Source organism: Caballeronia sp. 11_S32 (assembly GCF_056930355.1).
Window position 1 is genome coordinate 707,864 of record NZ_JBXOWH010000001.1, and the last position, 15,581, is coordinate 723,444.

Here is a 15,581-nt window from a genome sequence, read left to right on the forward strand (position 1 = left end):
GTTACGCGCGGTATCGGCCACGCGCGGAAGCGGGCCGCAGACAGTGCGCGAGCGCGAGCGCGGCGACCGATACCAATGCGAGCGATGCGAGCGGAAACGTGCCGACGGTATTCGCCGCGATAGCCGCGGGCCGGTTTTGCGCGACGAGTTGCATGCGGCGCTTCGTCATGCGCATGCCGAGCTCGGACAACTGCGATGCGAGCGCGCGCTCGGCTGTCGGAAGCAGCACCGTTTCCTCGTCCGCGATGTGATGCATCACTTCACGCATGAGCTGCATGAAACGCGCATCATAGGCGGCATCCTCCGGGCCCATCGAACGCAGCTTCGCGATGTCTTCGCGCATCTTGTCGTGCTCGGGCTTGCTCTTCGTGAGGCGTTCGTCTGCGGCCATCGCCTCGCTGAGCGCGGGATAGAAGATCTCTTCTTCGAGTTGCGCGTGTATTTCCAGCGCCGTGCAGGCGAGTTCGACAATGGCGCGCTTTCTCCACCACGATGTTTCCGCGTGATAGCGATGAAAGGCCGCCATCACGTGCGTGTGATCCATGCGGATCATAGTAGTGATGGAAGGGGAGCAGGATGGCATGTCCACGATGACTCCTGAGCCGCATTGCAGGGCTGCTGTGATGGTGGGGAATTCGCGTTATCGTGCTTCTTCTGGCACGACAACGCCCTAGCAAGCTTTATTCCGCATCGGCCCGCGGCGCTCTGGAACAGCGGTTGCAGCTCGCTTGAATCCTGGGCGGCAGGCCCAACGATCGAGGAGACCGAATATGGCTCACTTGTGCGACGTATGCGGCGCGCGTCCCGCCACGGTGCGGCTTGCCGTGCTGCGCAACGGCCGGCGTCACGTGATCGACGTATGCGACTTTCACTATGCGCAGCTGACGCGGCACCAGCGCGCGCTCTCACCGCTCGAAGCGTTGTTCATGGGCGGCGCGCCGGCCGAGCCGCCCACGCCCGAAACCGCCGCGCCGCCCGATCAGAACGCGGCGGCGCGTCTCAATGAAGCCGAAGGCGCGAACATCGACCGCTATTTCAGCGACGGCGCGAAGGAGATGTTGATGCGTGCCGCCGAGCGCGCGGTGCAATCGGGCTGCTCGCAGGTCGATACCGAACACCTGCTTTACGAGCTCGCGAACAACGCGGTCATCGAATCGATACTGAAGAGCGTCGGCATCGATGCAGCCAATATCCGCGCCTATATCGACGCGAACGCGCAGCGCCGCGAAGCTACGCAACCGCCCGCCGACGGCATGATCGCCGTGTCGCCGCGCCTGAAGAGCGCGCTCGATCGTGCGTTTCTCGCGTCGCGGCAATTGCGTCACAGTTATGTTGCGCCGGAGCACCTGTTGATCGGGCTCGCCGAAGTGCCCGACAGCTTCGCCGGGCAACTGCTCGGCAAGCTCAATGTCGATCCGCAGGCGCTCCGCCAGCAGACCACGCAGACGGTCGGCGCGGGCGGCCCGCCGCGCGGCGATGGCCCGCCGTCGCGCACGCCCAATCTCGACAAGTTCAGCCGCGATCTCACCGCGCTCGCGCGCGAAGGGCATCTCGATCCGGTCATCGGCCGGGCGCGCGAAATCGAAACGATGGTCGAAGTGCTCGCGCGCAGGCGCAAGAACAATCCGGTGCTGATCGGCGAGCCGGGCGTCGGCAAGACGGCTGTCGTCGAAGGGCTCGCGCAGCGCATGGTCAACGGCGACGTGCCCGAATCGCTGCGCGAGAAGCGCCTCGTCGAGCTGAATGTGAACTCGATGGTCGCGGGCGCGAAGTTTCGCGGCGAGTTCGAGGAGCGTGTGAAGCAGGTCGTCGAAGAGATCACCGCGAATCGCGAGACGCTGCTGCTGTTCGTCGACGAGGTGCATACGATCGTCGGCGCGGGGCAGGGCGGCGGCGAAGGCGGCCTCGATATCGCCAACGTGTTCAAGCCGGCGATGGCGCGCGGCGAACTGAACCTGATCGGCGCGACGACGCTCGCCGAGTATCAGAAGCATATCGAAAAGGACGCGGCGCTTGAGCGGCGCTTTCAGCCCGTGCTGATCGCCGAGCCGACCGTCGCGCAGACCATCAATATTCTGCGCGGCCTGCGCGACCGGCTCGAAGCGCATCACAAGGTCACGATTCAGGACGATGCGATCGTCGGTGCGGCGGAACTGTCGGATCGCTATATCACGGGGCGCTTTCTGCCCGACAAGGCGATCGATCTCGTCGATCAGGCCGCCGCGCGCGTGAATCTTTCGGCCACGTCGCGGCCCGCCGAGATACTCGAACTGGAATCCGAGCTCGCGCAATTGCGGCGCGAGCAGGACTATGCGGCCTCGCGCAAGCAATTCGACCGCGCGCATGCGCTCGACAGCGAGATCGCGCAGAAAGAGAAAGAGCTACAGGACAGCACCGATACGTGGAAGCAGCGCATCGGCACGAATACATCGACGGTGACGGTCGCGCAGATCGCCGAGATCGTCGCGACGCTCACGGGCATTCCCGTCACGCAGCTTACCGAGGAAGAGCGCGCGCGCCTCTTGCAGATGGAAGAGCGTCTGCACAAGCGCGTGATCGGGCAGGACGAGGCGGTGGAGGCCGTGTCGGATGCCGTGCGTCGCGCGCGCACCGGCTTGCAGGGACGCAACCGGCCGATCGCGGTCTTTCTCTTTCTCGGGCCGACGGGCGTCGGCAAGACCGAGCTCGCCAAGGCGCTCGCGGAAGTCGTGTTCGGCGATGAAGACGCGATGCTGCGCGTCGACATGAGCGAGTACATGGAGCGTCATGCGGTGTCGCGGCTGATCGGCTCGCCGCCGGGGTATGTCGGCTACGAGGAAGGCGGGCAGCTGACCGAGCGCGTGCGGCGGCGGCCCTATAGCGTGATCCTGCTCGATGAGATCGAGAAGGCGCACCCAGATGTCTACAACGTGCTGCTGCAAGTCTTCGACGACGGACGCCTCACCGACGGCAAGGGCCGCGTCGTCGATTTCAGCAACACGCTGATTATCGCGACGAGCAATCTTGCCTCCGACGTGATCGCCGGACAGAAGCGCGCGACGCTCGGCTTCACGAGCAGCGCGACGGACGCCGACGCATCGCTGCAAAGCGGCGTGATGAGTGTGCTGCGCCAGCATTTCAGGCCCGAATTCCTGAATCGCATCGACGACATCATTCTGTTCAGGTCGCTCGGCCGCGACGAAGTGCGGCACATCGTGCGGCTGCTGCTCGATCAGGTGCAGCGCATGGCGCACAGCCAGGACGTGTTGCTCGAATTCGACGAATCGGTGGTCGATCATCTCGCGGAGGTCGGCTATCGGCCCGAGTTCGGCGCGCGCGAATTGCGCAGACAGATCCGGCAACTGATCGAGAACCAGCTTGCGAAGGAAATGTTGCGCGGCGATGTCGCGGAAGGCGCGAAGGTGCGCTGCCGCTATGACGCGAATGAAAAGCGGCTCGCGTTCGATATCACCCGCGCGGGGCTTGCGAACAGGCCGGGCGAGGGCACGCCGGCCACGCCCTGAGGCAGGCGGCACGGCATTTGCACATAGCGTGCACTCACTTCAAAAGGAGGCGCCATGAGTATCTTTTCCAACATCCTGAACAAGATCTTCCATCACGGCAATGCGCCGGCGAGCGCGGGCACCAGCGCGAGCACGGGTCAGCCGGCCGCGCCCGCGGGCACGGGCGGCGCTCCGGCCGCGCCGGCCACGTCGACGGCCGCTTCCACGCCCGCGCAACCCGCCGCGCCGATGCAGGAAGTGGATGTCGAAGCGGTGCTGACTCAGATGCAGGCGAATCACAGCGAACAGCTCAACTGGCGGACATCGATCGTCGACCTGATGAAACTGCTCGGCCTCGACAGCAGCCTGTCCGCGCGCAAGGAGCTGGCTTCGGAACTGCATTACACCGGCAACACGGAAGATTCGGCCGCGATGAACATGTGGCTACACAAGCAGGTGATGCAGAAGCTCGCGGAAAACGGCGGAAAGGTGCCCGACGAGCTCAAGTGATAAAACTTTTCATCGGACGGAAGATGCGCCTTGCGGGTGTCTTCCGACGATGGCATCAGCAGCACCAAAACGATGACGCCGACGCGTGCCGCACAGGCGCGACGTGGGTCTCCGAACGCTTGCAGTGAGTGATACATGAACAACAGAGACCAGATATCCGACGCGGCGCCGCTGGACACGGTGCCGAATACGTCCAGCCCGGCCTACGCGAATACGCATCCCGTCACGCGCGCATTCGACGCCTTTGCCAGCACGGTGACGAGATGGGCGGGCTCGCCGGTCGCATTCGGGCTTGCCGTCATTTCCATCGCGGTGTGGCTCGTGTCCGGCCCCATCTTCAAGTTTTCGGAAGGCTGGCAACTCGTCATCAATACGGGCACGACCATCGTGACGTTTCTGATGGTGTTTCTGATCCAGCAGAGCGCGAACAAGGACAGCGTCGCGGTCCATCTCAAGCTCAACGAGTTACTGGCCTCGCATCGCGCGGCGAGCAACCAGCTGATCGGGATCGAAGACGCGACCGAAGAGGAATTGCGCAAGCTCGCCGCGGCGTATCTGAAGCTCGCTTCGAAGCAGAATGCCGACGAGTCGTCCCCGCGCCCGGACGACGGCGCGGCGGCGGACATCGCGCGCCGTCTCGCGAGAGCCCAGGCGAAGTCCGCGGCGAAGCGCGCGCGTTGAGCCGGTTCGCTGCTGCTGCCGGTTTTATGGCATTCGACGGCGTTAGGTACGCGCAATGCTCGTGGCGTTGTTGCATCGACCATCGGACTTGCCATGCGATCCACATTCACGCCTGCTCGTGCTGGCGGCGCGGCGCCTTGTGCGCCTGACGCGCGCGCGTCGCTTCACCCTGAACTCGCTGGAGAAACAACGATGACAATCCAGAGAAGAATCGCCAACTGGCGCAGGATCGGCCACTTCTGCACGAGACGCTTCGTCGACTATGGCGAGCTGATTCCCATCGAGCTTGCTGAAACGAAGAAGCGCGTGATGCACGAAGTGATCGCGCTCGTCACGCTCACGATCGGGGCGCTGTTCACGCTGTCCTTCGTATCGATCGCCGTGATCGTGACGGCGGTCGGCACGCCGCATCTGGTGCTGACGGCGTGGTGCGTGGCGGGTGCGTGGCTCGCGGTCGTAGTGATCGCCGTGATCGTCATGATGTCGCGCAAACCAGCCGAGCCGTTCCAGTTGTTGCGCGATCAGTTGCGGCGCGATGTGGAAGCCATCAAGGAGGTCGCGCAATGAAGCACGCCGAGGCTCAGGAAGCCATGCTCGCGCGCATGGTCGAATCGCGCGCGGAACTGATCGCGGCGCATGCGGCGGACGAACCGCTGCGCGTTACGCGCGCGCCACGCGCGCGACCGAAGACGAATCCAGAGACAGCGCCGTGGTTCCTGCGCTCGCCGAATGCCGAGTTGATCGCGCTCGCGCTCGTCGGTGTCACGGTTCTCGGGCTGCGGCGCACCGTGCAGACGGCTGTCGGCGCGGGATTGAGCGCCTCGACGCATCGGGCGATTTCGGATCTGTTCAGCGGCTTGCGCGAGTGAAGCAGCGCGTTTCGACGCGGACGCCGAAGCGCCCGCATCGAAGGAAGGTGCATCAGCGCCGGGCGCGGCGCTTCTTCGGTTTCGGTGGCGTCAGCGCCGCCGACCACAACGTCGACGCCTGCCGCTTCGCCTGCGCGGTGGCGCGGCCTCGCGTCGACCCGATGATCGCGTTGGCGCCGGAAAGCCACATGCTGAGGAACGGATTCTTCTTCACCCAAGGGTTCTTCATGCTTCGGCTCCGGGAAGTGTCGATGAGCGTCAGTGCAGGCGCGTCGTGTTATCGCCCGCATCCTTGGGAATCTTGGACTCCAGCTCGTCCTTGCGCCGCATCATCTTTCTGCCGAGTGCTTCGAGGTCGGCGCCGGACTTGCGCAGCTTGGGGAACAGGTCCGACTCTTCCTCTTCGATGTGATGGCGCACCATCTCGCTCATCACCTTGAACGTCGCGTCGAATCCGGCGTCGCCCGCTCTCAGCTTCGCAAATTTCTCGATCAGCACCTTCACGAGAAAGTGTTCGACATACGCTTCCTCGACATCCGGCCGGTCGTCTTCGTCGAGCGCTTCCTGCGCGGCGGGATAGAGCAGCTCCTCCTCGATCATCGCGTGGACGGTGAGCTCTTCGCAGGCGCGCCGCACCAGCGTGGCTTTTGCATCGAGATCGTCCTTCGCGGCTTTTTCGAACGCATCGAACAGTTTCTGGACGGCACGATGATCCTCGGTCAGCATCTGAAGGGCGTCCTGGCTCTGCGTCGCGCGGGCGTTCGCGGAAGTCGTCGTCTGTGTGGGGGCCTGGCGGGGCATCGTGTCCTCCGTTCGTGAAGTTGAATGGTCCCAATGAAGAGCAAGGCGCGGACCCGATTGCGTGAGCGCGCCGCGCTACCGCGTGATGAGACTCGGCGCCTCGCCGCGGCTGCCCGCGCGTCTTCCGCCGATCATTTCCGCGAGCCAGTTGATGACGAGCGCCGTGTATGCGCGCTGGCTGCCTTCATCCGACAAGCCGTGATCCGCGCCTTCGATCACGCGATACGTCAGCGAGTGCGCGCGCAAGAACGCCTGAAGATAACTGGCCAAGACCGTATGCGGCACGGTTTCGTCGTGCTCCGATTCGACGAGCAGCACATCGCCGCCGAATTCCGCGGACGCGCTCAACGCCCGGTTTTCGCTCGCGGCCACGATGCGCCTGCGGTACGCGACGAGATCGTGCTCCTTGTGCAGCGCGCGCTTCGCGATGTCCCAGCCCTCGTCGAGATAGAGCGCGGGCACGCGCAGGCCGAGCCATCGCACCGGCCGCATTGAGGTGGCGATCGCCGCGAGATAGCCGCCGTAGCTGCTGCCGATCACGGCAATCGACGTCTTGTCGACGAGGGGATGCGCGGCAAGCGTGTCGTACGCCGCGAGGACGTCGCCGAGATTCGTTTCGCGCGTCACTGTCTCCTGCGCTTCCTTCGTGCGCGCGTGGCCCGTCAGATCGAAAGTGAGGCACACGCAGCCGAGCGCCGCCGCCTGACGCGCGCGCTCCATGTATTGCGCCTGATCGCCGCCCCAGCCGTGCACGAACAGGATGCCCGGTATGGTCGTCTCGGGCGTGACGACGGTGCCGTCGAGGTAGCCGCGCTCGACGGGAATCTGAATCTGCTGCCGGTCTGCCGTCATTCACTCGCTCCCTGGTCCGGGAAGGCCGCGTTACGCGCGGTATCGACCGTATAGAACTTCGTGATCGGCCCTCCGTGCGGATCGACGCCGCGATAGTAGATGCACGCGTTCGCGGGCACGTCGGTGCGCGCGCCGTATGCTTCGACGGTCGAAGCATGCACGACCTCGAGCGTGGGATCGTCCGCGAACGCCCGCAACGCGCCGATTTCCGCGCCGCTCGCGCCGCCCAGACGCCACGATTGCTCGAGCACGCCGCAACGGTGACGGCCTTCGTCATCCGCGCCGCAGGCCACGTCGTAGTTGCGGCGCGACGCGAGGAAGCCGGGGAAGGCGTCGCGGATCGCGGCATCGAAATCGCGGGCGAGTCGGATCGAGGTGCGCGCGTGCGCCGGCATGTCGATGCGTTCGAGCGCATCGAATCCGCCGCGCACGACGACGAGATCCGATCCGCCGTACACGTTGTGCCCGTGATTGTTGCGCGTCAGGTGTTGCACGCCGTAGTAGCTTGCTTCGTGCGCGCGCAGACGGATGCTCCCCACGCTGAACGTAGCGATATCCCGCAAGTCTCGCTCCAGCACGATGCCTTCGGTTCGAAGCGCGTCGTCGCCGATGTCGTCCAGATGTGCGTCGAGCTCGCTTTCATCGGCGATGACCGCTTGTCCGCTTCCGCCGATGCCCGAAGGACGCTTGAGCCTCACTGCGCCGCCTTTCCAGAGCAGCGCGGCGGCGGCATGCGCGTCGTCGCGCGAAAAAGCGGAATAGCCCGGCAGCACGAGATGCCGCACGCGCTCACCGAGTTCGTCGGACCATCCGGCGGGCTTCGCGCGCGCATTCGGCGGCAAGCCATGCGCGATCACCTTCGTCGCGACGAACGGATAAGGCACGATGCCGCCAAAGAGATCGTCTTCGCAGGTGACGCCCATGCGTTGCGCATCGTCGACCGAGAGGGTGTCGTCCGGAACGAGGTAGCGATGCGGATGGAGCCGAGCAGCATCGATTTCCCCGCGAAACGGCGCGCCGATGAGCGCGGCGAGCTGGCCGGCGAGCGCGCGCTGCGTATCGATTTCATGCCCGCCGCCCGCGGCCTTCTTGCCGCCGCTATGGACGAGCACGACCAGATCATGTTCATCAGACGATGCGTTCATGCGCGCGCTCCCCGGTATGAGACGCTTGCGACCCAGTTGCAGCAGGCTTACGTCCCGCCTGCGCAACCTGATTCGAGCAAGCTTCGTTCCGCCGATGACGCGAACCGGACCCATCCGACTCCGAACTTTCCCTATGTTACGATCGTAACAATACTGTTATAAACTGAGATCAATCTATCAAAAACTGTTGTGCGTCGCACAAGACGCCGGCATAACGATCTCATGCTGGAAACTGCATCGAAGTCCATCGTCGCGTGGCCCGGAAAGACTCAGGTACACGCCAGCGCCCGCAATCCCGGCGTGCCGTTCGATCTCTCGTGGCTCGACGGGCTGCGCGTGAATCAGTCGGCGGTCGCGCGCCGCGCATCGACGCTCGGCACGCGCCGCGCCGTCAAGAAAGACGCGCAGGCGGCGTGGCTGCTCAAGGCCATCACCTGCATCGACCTGACGACGCTGAGCGGCGACGATACCCACGCGCGCGTCGAACGTCTCTGCGCGAAGGCGCGCCGTCCGCTGCGCGATGACCTGCTCGATGCGCTCGGCATGGCGCCGGGATCGATCCGCACGGGCGCGGTCTGCGTCTATCACCGGTATGTGAAGACCGCCGTGAAGGCGCTCGAAGGCTACGGCATTCCCGTCGCGGCCGTATCGACGGGCTTTCCCGCCGGCCTCAATCCACATGATCTCAAGCTGCGCGAGATCGAGGCGTCGGTGAAGGATGGCGCGTCGGAGATCGATATCGTCGTCACGCGCGAGCATGTGCTCACAGGTAACTGGAAAGCGCTCTACGACGAAATGCGCGACTTCCGCGCGGCCTGCGGCGATGCGCACGTGAAGGCGATTCTCGCGACGGGCGATATCCGTACGCTGTCGAATGTCGCGAAGGCATCGATGATCTGCATGATGGCCGGCGCCGATTTCATCAAGACATCGACGGGCAAGGAAAGCATCAACGCGACGCTCGATGTGTCGCTCGTGATGGTGCGCATGATCCGCGAATACCTCGCGCGCACCGGCGTCATGATCGGCTTCAAGCCCGCGGGCGGCGTGTCCACCGCGAAGTCGGTGCTCGAATATCAGATCCTCATGAAGGAAGAGCTCGGGCGCGAATGGCTCGAAGCGGATCTGTTCCGCATTGGCGCCTCGAGCCTGCTCGCGGATATCGAACGCCAGCTCGAACATCATGTGAGCGGACGCTACTCGGCGTTCAACCGCCATCCCGTGGCCTGATTCAACAGACTTCAATACACAGCCTCATGAGCGTTGCCGAATACTTCTCCTCGATGGAATACGGACCCGCACCGGAAGACGATCGCGCCGCGCGCGCATGGCTCGGTCAGCACGACGGGCGCCTGGGTCACTTCATCAACGGCGCATGGCGCGACAGCGAAGACGCCGAACGTTTCGACTCGCGCGAACCCGCGACGGGCCGCGTGCTCGCATCGATCGCGCAAGGCGCGCAAGCGGATGTCGATGCCGCCGTGCAAGCCGCGCACGATGCGCTCGAAGGCTGGCAAGCCATCGGCGGAGCGGGGCGCGCGCGGCATCTCTATGCGCTCTCGCGCATGGTGCAGCGGCATAGCCGTCTGTTCGCGGTGCTCGAATCGCTGGACAACGGCAAGCCGATCCGCGAATCGCGCGACATCGATATACCCCTCGTGGCAAGGAATTTTCTGCATCACGCGGGCTGGGCGCAGTTGCAGGACAAGGAGTTCGCCGACTGGGCGCCGCTCGGCGTGATCGGCCAGATCGTGCCGTGGAATTTTCCGCTGCTGATGCTCGCATGGAAGATCGCGCCCGCGCTCGCGCTCGGCAACACGGTCGTGTTGAAGCCCGCCGAATACACGCCGCTGACGGCGCTGCTGTTCGCTGAGCTCGCGCACCGCGCGGGCTTGCCGAAAGGCGTGCTCAATATCGTCACGGGCGACGGCCGCACGGGCGCGGCACTCGTCGAGCATAAGCGTGTCGCGAAGATCGCGTTCACCGGATCGACCGAAGTGGGCCGCCAGATTCGCGCGAGTACGGCAGGCTCGGGCAAGTCGCTGACGCTGGAACTCGGCGGCAAGTCGCCGTTCATCGTGTTCGACGATGCCGATATCGACAGCGCCATCGAAGGCGTCGTCGATGCGATCTGGTTCAACCAGGGGCAAGTGTGCTGCGCGGGCTCGCGTCTGCTCGTGCAGGAAGGCATCGAAGCGCGCTTTGTCGAGAAGCTGAAGCGCCGCATGGATACGCTGCGCGTCGGGACATCGCTCGACAAGGGCATCGACATGAGCGCGGTCGTCGACGACGTGCAGCTCGAACGCATCCGCGCGCTCGTCGACAAAGGCGAAAGCGAAGGCTGCGAGATCTATCGGTCGCCGCGTTCGACGTTGCCCGATGGCGGCGCGTTTTTCCCGCCGACGCTCGTCACCAAAGTGGCGCCCGCATCGACGCTCGCGCAGGAAGAGATCTTCGGCCCCGTGCTCGTGACGATGAGCTTCCGCACGCCGGAAGAGGCCGTCGCGCTCGCGAACAACACGCGCTACGGGCTTGCCGCGAGCGTGTGGAGCGAGAACATCAGCCGTGCGCTGGACGTCGCGCCGCGCCTGCACTGCGGCGTCGTATGGATCAACGCGACGAATCTCTTCGATGCGGCCGTCGGCTTCGGCGGCTATCGCGAGTCGGGCTTCGGCCGCGAAGGCGGACGCGAGGGCATCTACGAATACCTGAAGCCGCGCGCATGGGCCAAGCTCCCGGTTCGCGGCGAAACGAAGCCGTTGCAGGCGCAGCCCGATTCGCTCATCGATGCCGGCAACGTCAGCGCGCTCGATCGCACGGCGAAGCTCTTCATCGGCGGCAAGCAGGCGCGGCCCGACAGCGGCTACTCGCGGCTCGTGCAAACGCCTGCGGGCGAGATCGTCGGCGAAGTGGGCGAGGGCAATCGCAAGGACATTCGCAATGCGGTGGCCGCGGCGCGCGGCATGACGAAGTGGTCGTCGGCGAGCGCGCACAACCGCGCGCAAGTGCTGTACTACCTCGCGGAGAATCTGAGCGCGCGCGCCGATGAGTTCGCGAAGCAGCTCGTCACGCGCACCGGCGCGAGCGAGCGCGATGCGAAGCGCGAAGTGGATGCGTCTATCGCGCGCTTCTTCACCTATGCCGCATGGGCCGACAAGTACGACGGCGCGGTGCATGCGCCGCCGCTGCATGGCGTCGCATTGGCGATGCACGAACCGCTCGGCGTGATCGGCATCATGTGTCCGGACGAAGCGCCGCTGCTCGGCTTCGTGTCGCTCGTCGCGCCCGCGCTGGCGCTGGGCAATCGCGTGGTCGCGGTCCCGAGCGAGACGTGTCCGCTGATGGCGACGGATTTCTACCAGGTCGTCGAGACGTCGGATGTGCCGGGCGGCGCGCTGAACATCGTCACCGGGGATGCGCGAACGCTCGCTCAAACGCTTGCGCAGCACGACGACGTCGATGCGCTCTGGTGCTTCCACGGCGCGTCGCTCTCGGCAATGGCCGAACGCGAGTCGGTGGGCAATCTGAAGCGCATGTTCGTCGATCAGGGCCGCGTGTTCGACTGGCACGATGCCGCGAGCGAAGGCTTGCCGTTTCTGCGTCAGGCGGTGCAGGTGAAGAACATCTGGGTGCCTTATGGTGATTGACGCAGGCGACTGATTCAGTATTGACCGGGGCGTAGATCCTGATACCGGACACGCCCACGCATGGAGGAGACGCTGTGCTGAAGAACATCGATCCGCTTTTGAACGCCGATATCCTGTACGCGCTCGCCGCGATGGGCCACGGCGACGAAGTGGTGATCTGCGACGCTCATTTCCCCGCCGATTCTGTCGCGCGGCAAACGGTGCTGGGCAAAGTGCTGCGCGTCGACGGCGCGAGCGCGCCGCGTGCGGTGCGCGCGGTGTTGTCGGTGCTGCCGCTCGATACGTTCGTGGACGATCCGGCAGGCCGCATGGAAGTAGTTGGCGATACGGCTGCCTTGCCTGCCGTGCAACGTGAAGCGCAACGCGAAGTGGACGATGCCGAAGGCCGCGAGCTGCCGTTCGCGCCGGTCGAGCGCTTCGCATTCTACGAGCGCGCGAAGAAGGCCTATTGCGTGATCGCGACAGGCGAAGCGCGCGGCTACGGCTGTTTCATCTTCAAGAAGGGCGTGCAGCTCGCACCGGATGCGCCGGAAGGAGGCACGCGATGAAGAGCGTCGTCATTCTCGGCATCTATGTGACGGACCTCGCGTTTCGCGCGGGACGCATGCCCTTTCTCGGCGAAACCGTGGCTGGCTCCGCGTTCAAGATGGGGCCGGGCGGCAAGGGCTCGAATCAGGCGGTCGCGGCGGCGCGCGCGGGTGCGGACGTGATCTTCTGCACGCGCATCGGCGCGGACGCGTTCGGCGAGATCGCGCAGGCAACGTGGGCCGCCGAAGGCATCACATCGCGCGCGACCGTCATGGATGACGTCGCGACGGGCGCCGCGCATATCTATGTCGACGAGAACACGGGCGGCAACGCGATCATCGTCGCGGCGGGCGCGGCGGGCACGCTGGTCCCCGAAGACGTCGATGCGATCGAGGACGATATCGCGCGCGCGGGCGTCTTCGTCACGCAACTGGAGCAGCCGATTCCCGCTGCAAAGCGCGGGCTGGAACTCGCACGCAAGCATGGCGTGGTCACAATCTTCAATCCCGCGCCGGCATTGCCGCTCACTGACGATATCTATCCGTTGTGCGACTACATCACGCCGAATGAAACAGAAGCGGCTGCGTTGACGGGCATCGAGATCGCTTCGGTCGACGACGCGCGCCGCGCCGCGAACGTGCTGCTGCAAAAGGGCGCACGCGCGGTGATCGTCACGCTCGGCGAAGCGGGCGCGCTGCTGCATACGCGCGATGAATCGGCGCTCGTGCCGGCGTTCGATTGCGGCCGCGTCGTCGAAACCGCCGGCGCGGGCGACGGCTTCACCGGCGGTTTCGCCGCGGCGCTCGCACGCGGCGAAAGCCCGCTCGATGCCGTGCGCTTCGGCTGCGCGCTCGCGAGCATATCGGTGACGCGGCCGGGCACCGCGCCCTCGATGCCGCGTCTCGATGAAATCAACGCGGTGCTCGAACAAAGGAGCGTCACGCAATGAGTTGGTTTCAGGATCGCCAGTTCAACTTTCTGATCGGCGTGAATGTGCTCGTCGTCATCGTCGCGACGTGGCTGTCGCACGGCCAGTTCCTCGATATCGACAATCTCCAGTCGATGGGCGGCCAGTTGCCAGAGCTCGGCCTGCTCGCGCTCGGCATCATGCTGTCGATGGTGTCGGGCAACGGCGGCATCGATCTGTCGGGCGTCGGGCTTGCGAATCTCTCCGGCATGGTCGCGGCGATGCTGCTGCCGCACATGGTCTCCGGCGACGACTCGCCCGCGCTTTATACGGCGGTATTCGTGTGCATCGTCGTAGTGATGGGCGCACTCGGCGGCCTGCTGAACGGCGTCGTCATCGCGAAGCTCAGGCTCACGCCGATTCTCTGCACCCTCGGCACGCAATTGCTCTTCACGGGCATTGCGGTCGTGCTGAGCAACGGCGCATCGGTGCGCGTGGAGTATGTCGATCCGTTGTCGAACATCGGGAACGGCACCTTTCTGCAAGCGCCCGTTTCGCTGTGGATCTTCGTCGCGGCCGTGCTGCTGCTCGGCTGGATCCTGAAGCGCACGCCGTTCGGACTGCGCCTCTATCTGATGGGCACGAACCCCAAAGCCGCGTTCTATGCGGGCATTCCGCGCGCGCGCATGCTGATCCTCACCTATGGCATGTGCGGCGTGCTCGCATCGCTCGCGGGTCTTATCAGCGCGACGCATACGTCGAGCGCGAAGTGGGACTACGGCAACTCGTATCTGCTGATCGCGATCCTGATTGCGGTGATGGGCGGCGTGAATCCGGCGGGCGGCTATGGGCGCATCGTCTGCGTGTTTCTCGCCGCGACGGTGCTGCAATTCCTGTCGAGCCTCTTCAATCTGCTCGGCGTATCGCAGTTTTTCGGCGATTGCGCGTGGGGCTTCCTGCTGCTCGCATCGCTCGCATTCGCGGGCGGCGATCGGGTGCGTGCGATCTTTGGCATCGGCGGCGCAGCGCCAAAGAGCAATGTGCCGCCGCCGCCCGCATCGACGGGACGTTGATGTTCGCGTGTGACTGTTCAAAAAGACCAGACGAAACATAAAGGAGACAACGCAATGAAGCTCAGCAAACTCGGCACCGCGCTTACCGCAGTGGCACTCGCGGCCGGCGCGATAGCGGCCGCGCAAGCCGCGACCAACGAAACCATCGTGACGGTCGTGAAGGTGACCGGCATCAACTGGTTCAATCGCATGGACGAGGGCGTGAAGGAGTTCGGCAAGGAGAACCCGAACGTCAACGCGTATCAGACCGGCCCGGGCCGCGCCGATGCCGCGCAGCAGTTGAAGATCATCGAAGATCTGATCGCGAAGAAGGTCACGGCGATCGCGGTGGTGCCGTACGATCCGCCGACGCTCGAGCCGGCGCTCAAGAAGGCGATGGATCGCGGCATCAAGGTCGTCACGCATGAAGCGGACAACGCGAAGAACACGATGGTCGACATCGAAGCCTTCGACAACACCGCATACGGCGCGGGCCTGAACGAGCGCCTCGCGAAGTGCATGAACAACCAGGGCAAGTGGGCGGTGCTGGTCGGCTCGCTCGGCAGCCGCTCGCAAGTGCAATGGGCCGATGGCGGCATCGGCAACGCGAAGGCCAAGTATCCGAAGATGGATCTCGTCGAGCCGAAGCTCGAAACCAATAACGACGGCGAGCGCGCTTATCAGGTCGCCAAGGAAGTGCTGCGCAAGCATCCCGACCTGACCGGCTTCCAGGGTTCGTCGTCGCTGGATGTGATCGGCATCGGCCGCGCGGTCGAGGAAGCGGGCAAGGTCGGCAAGATCTGCGTGTACGGCACCGGCCTGCCGACGGAAGCGGGCAAGTTCCTCGAAAGCGGCGCGATCAACGGCATCGCGTTCTGGGATCCGAAGCTCGCCGGTCTCGCGATGAACAAGGTCGCGCAGATGCTCGTCGACGGCAAGGAAGTGCAGAACGGCGCGGACCTGGGCATCACCGGCTACAACAAGGTCACGGTGACGAAGGGTCCGGGCAAGGGCGTGATCGTGCGCGGCACCGGCTGGGTCGATGTCGACAAGACGAACTACAAGCAATACAACTTCTGATGTGACGTGCGCGGCGCGCTTCCTTCG

At 64.8% G+C, this 15,581-nt stretch carries 16 protein-coding genes; 11 read left to right on the top strand and 5 right to left on the bottom strand.

Annotation, left to right across the window (positions count from 1 at the left end; genetic code table 11):
• Nucleotide 1 precedes the first annotated feature (1 nt).
• Nucleotides 2-583, bottom strand: coding sequence for a hemerythrin domain-containing protein (locus AC1Z32_RS03280; protein WP_483477268.1), 582 nt, complete (start codon nucleotides 581-583; stop codon nucleotides 2-4).
• Between the two features lie 187 nt (nucleotides 584-770).
• Here AC1Z32_RS03280 and AC1Z32_RS03285 point away from each other — a divergent pair, with 187 nt between their 5' ends.
• The 5 genes from AC1Z32_RS03285 (at nucleotide 771) to AC1Z32_RS03305 (ending at nucleotide 5,542) form a co-directional block, all read left to right on the top strand.
• Nucleotides 771-3,503, top strand: a complete 2,733-nt coding sequence (locus AC1Z32_RS03285; protein WP_483477269.1) for an ATP-dependent Clp protease ATP-binding subunit — start codon at nucleotides 771-773, stop codon at nucleotides 3,501-3,503.
• Between the two features lie 54 nt (nucleotides 3,504-3,557).
• Nucleotides 3,558-3,992, top strand: a complete 435-nt coding sequence (locus tag AC1Z32_RS03290; RefSeq protein ID WP_483477270.1) for a DUF3597 domain-containing protein — start codon at nucleotides 3,558-3,560, stop codon at nucleotides 3,990-3,992.
• Between the two features lie 135 nt (nucleotides 3,993-4,127).
• Nucleotides 4,128-4,673, top strand: a complete 546-nt coding sequence (locus AC1Z32_RS03295; RefSeq protein ID WP_483477271.1) for a low affinity iron permease family protein — start codon at nucleotides 4,128-4,130, stop codon at nucleotides 4,671-4,673.
• A gap of 192 nt (nucleotides 4,674-4,865) precedes the next feature.
• A complete protein-coding gene (locus tag AC1Z32_RS03300) occupies nucleotides 4,866-5,240 on the top strand; it encodes a phage holin family protein (RefSeq protein WP_483477272.1) in 375 nt (124 codons plus the stop codon).
• Complete coding sequence (locus AC1Z32_RS03305) at nucleotides 5,237-5,542, top strand: hypothetical protein (RefSeq protein ID WP_483477273.1); 306 nt, start codon at nucleotides 5,237-5,239, stop codon at nucleotides 5,540-5,542. Before AC1Z32_RS03300 ends, AC1Z32_RS03305 begins: the two co-directional genes overlap by 4 nt.
• Before the next feature lie 52 nt (nucleotides 5,543-5,594).
• Here the strand turns inward: AC1Z32_RS03305 and AC1Z32_RS03310 are convergent, their stop codons facing one another.
• The 4 genes from AC1Z32_RS03310 to AC1Z32_RS03325 form a co-directional block, all read right to left on the bottom strand.
• Nucleotides 5,595-5,771 (bottom strand): hypothetical protein, encoded by a 177-nt coding sequence (locus AC1Z32_RS03310; protein WP_483477274.1) that lies wholly within the window; start codon nucleotides 5,769-5,771, stop codon nucleotides 5,595-5,597.
• A gap of 29 nt (nucleotides 5,772-5,800) precedes the next feature.
• Nucleotides 5,801-6,343: a hemerythrin domain-containing protein gene (locus AC1Z32_RS03315; RefSeq protein WP_483477275.1), complete on the bottom strand. Its 543-nt coding sequence runs from the start codon at nucleotides 6,341-6,343 to the stop codon at nucleotides 5,801-5,803.
• Nucleotides 6,344-6,418: 75 nt separating this feature from the next.
• Nucleotides 6,419-7,195 carry an alpha/beta hydrolase family protein gene (locus tag AC1Z32_RS03320; protein ID WP_483477276.1) on the bottom strand — a complete coding sequence of 259 codons (777 nt, stop codon included), beginning with the start codon at nucleotides 7,193-7,195 and terminating at the stop codon, nucleotides 6,419-6,421.
• Nucleotides 7,192-8,340 (bottom strand): DUF3182 family protein, encoded by a 1,149-nt coding sequence (locus tag AC1Z32_RS03325; RefSeq protein WP_483477277.1) that lies wholly within the window; start codon nucleotides 8,338-8,340, stop codon nucleotides 7,192-7,194. The genes AC1Z32_RS03320 and AC1Z32_RS03325 overlap by 4 nt, the downstream gene beginning before the upstream one ends.
• Nucleotides 8,341-8,562: 222 nt before the next feature.
• Here AC1Z32_RS03325 and deoC point away from each other — a divergent pair, with 222 nt between their 5' ends.
• From deoC to AC1Z32_RS03355, 6 genes are all read left to right on the top strand, one after another.
• Nucleotides 8,563-9,570, top strand: coding sequence for a deoxyribose-phosphate aldolase (gene deoC / locus AC1Z32_RS03330; protein WP_483477278.1), 1,008 nt, complete (start codon nucleotides 8,563-8,565; stop codon nucleotides 9,568-9,570).
• Between the two features lie 26 nt (nucleotides 9,571-9,596).
• Nucleotides 9,597-11,987, top strand: a complete 2,391-nt coding sequence (locus tag AC1Z32_RS03335; protein ID WP_483477279.1) for an aldehyde dehydrogenase family protein — start codon at nucleotides 9,597-9,599, stop codon at nucleotides 11,985-11,987.
• Between the two features lie 74 nt (nucleotides 11,988-12,061).
• Entirely contained in the window at nucleotides 12,062-12,535 is a 474-nt protein-coding gene (locus AC1Z32_RS03340) for an RbsD/FucU family protein (protein ID WP_483477280.1), read from the top strand.
• Nucleotides 12,532-13,464 (top strand): ribokinase, encoded by a 933-nt coding sequence (gene rbsK, locus AC1Z32_RS03345; RefSeq protein WP_483477281.1) that lies wholly within the window; start codon nucleotides 12,532-12,534, stop codon nucleotides 13,462-13,464. Before AC1Z32_RS03340 ends, rbsK begins: the two co-directional genes overlap by 4 nt.
• Nucleotides 13,461-14,495, top strand: a complete 1,035-nt coding sequence (locus tag AC1Z32_RS03350; RefSeq protein WP_483477282.1) for an ABC transporter permease — start codon at nucleotides 13,461-13,463, stop codon at nucleotides 14,493-14,495. Before rbsK ends, AC1Z32_RS03350 begins: the two co-directional genes overlap by 4 nt.
• Before the next feature lie 54 nt (nucleotides 14,496-14,549).
• Nucleotides 14,550-15,554 carry a substrate-binding domain-containing protein gene (locus tag AC1Z32_RS03355; RefSeq protein ID WP_483477283.1) on the top strand — a complete coding sequence of 335 codons (1,005 nt, stop codon included), beginning with the start codon at nucleotides 14,550-14,552 and terminating at the stop codon, nucleotides 15,552-15,554.
• The last annotated feature ends 27 nt before the right edge of the window (nucleotides 15,555-15,581 follow it).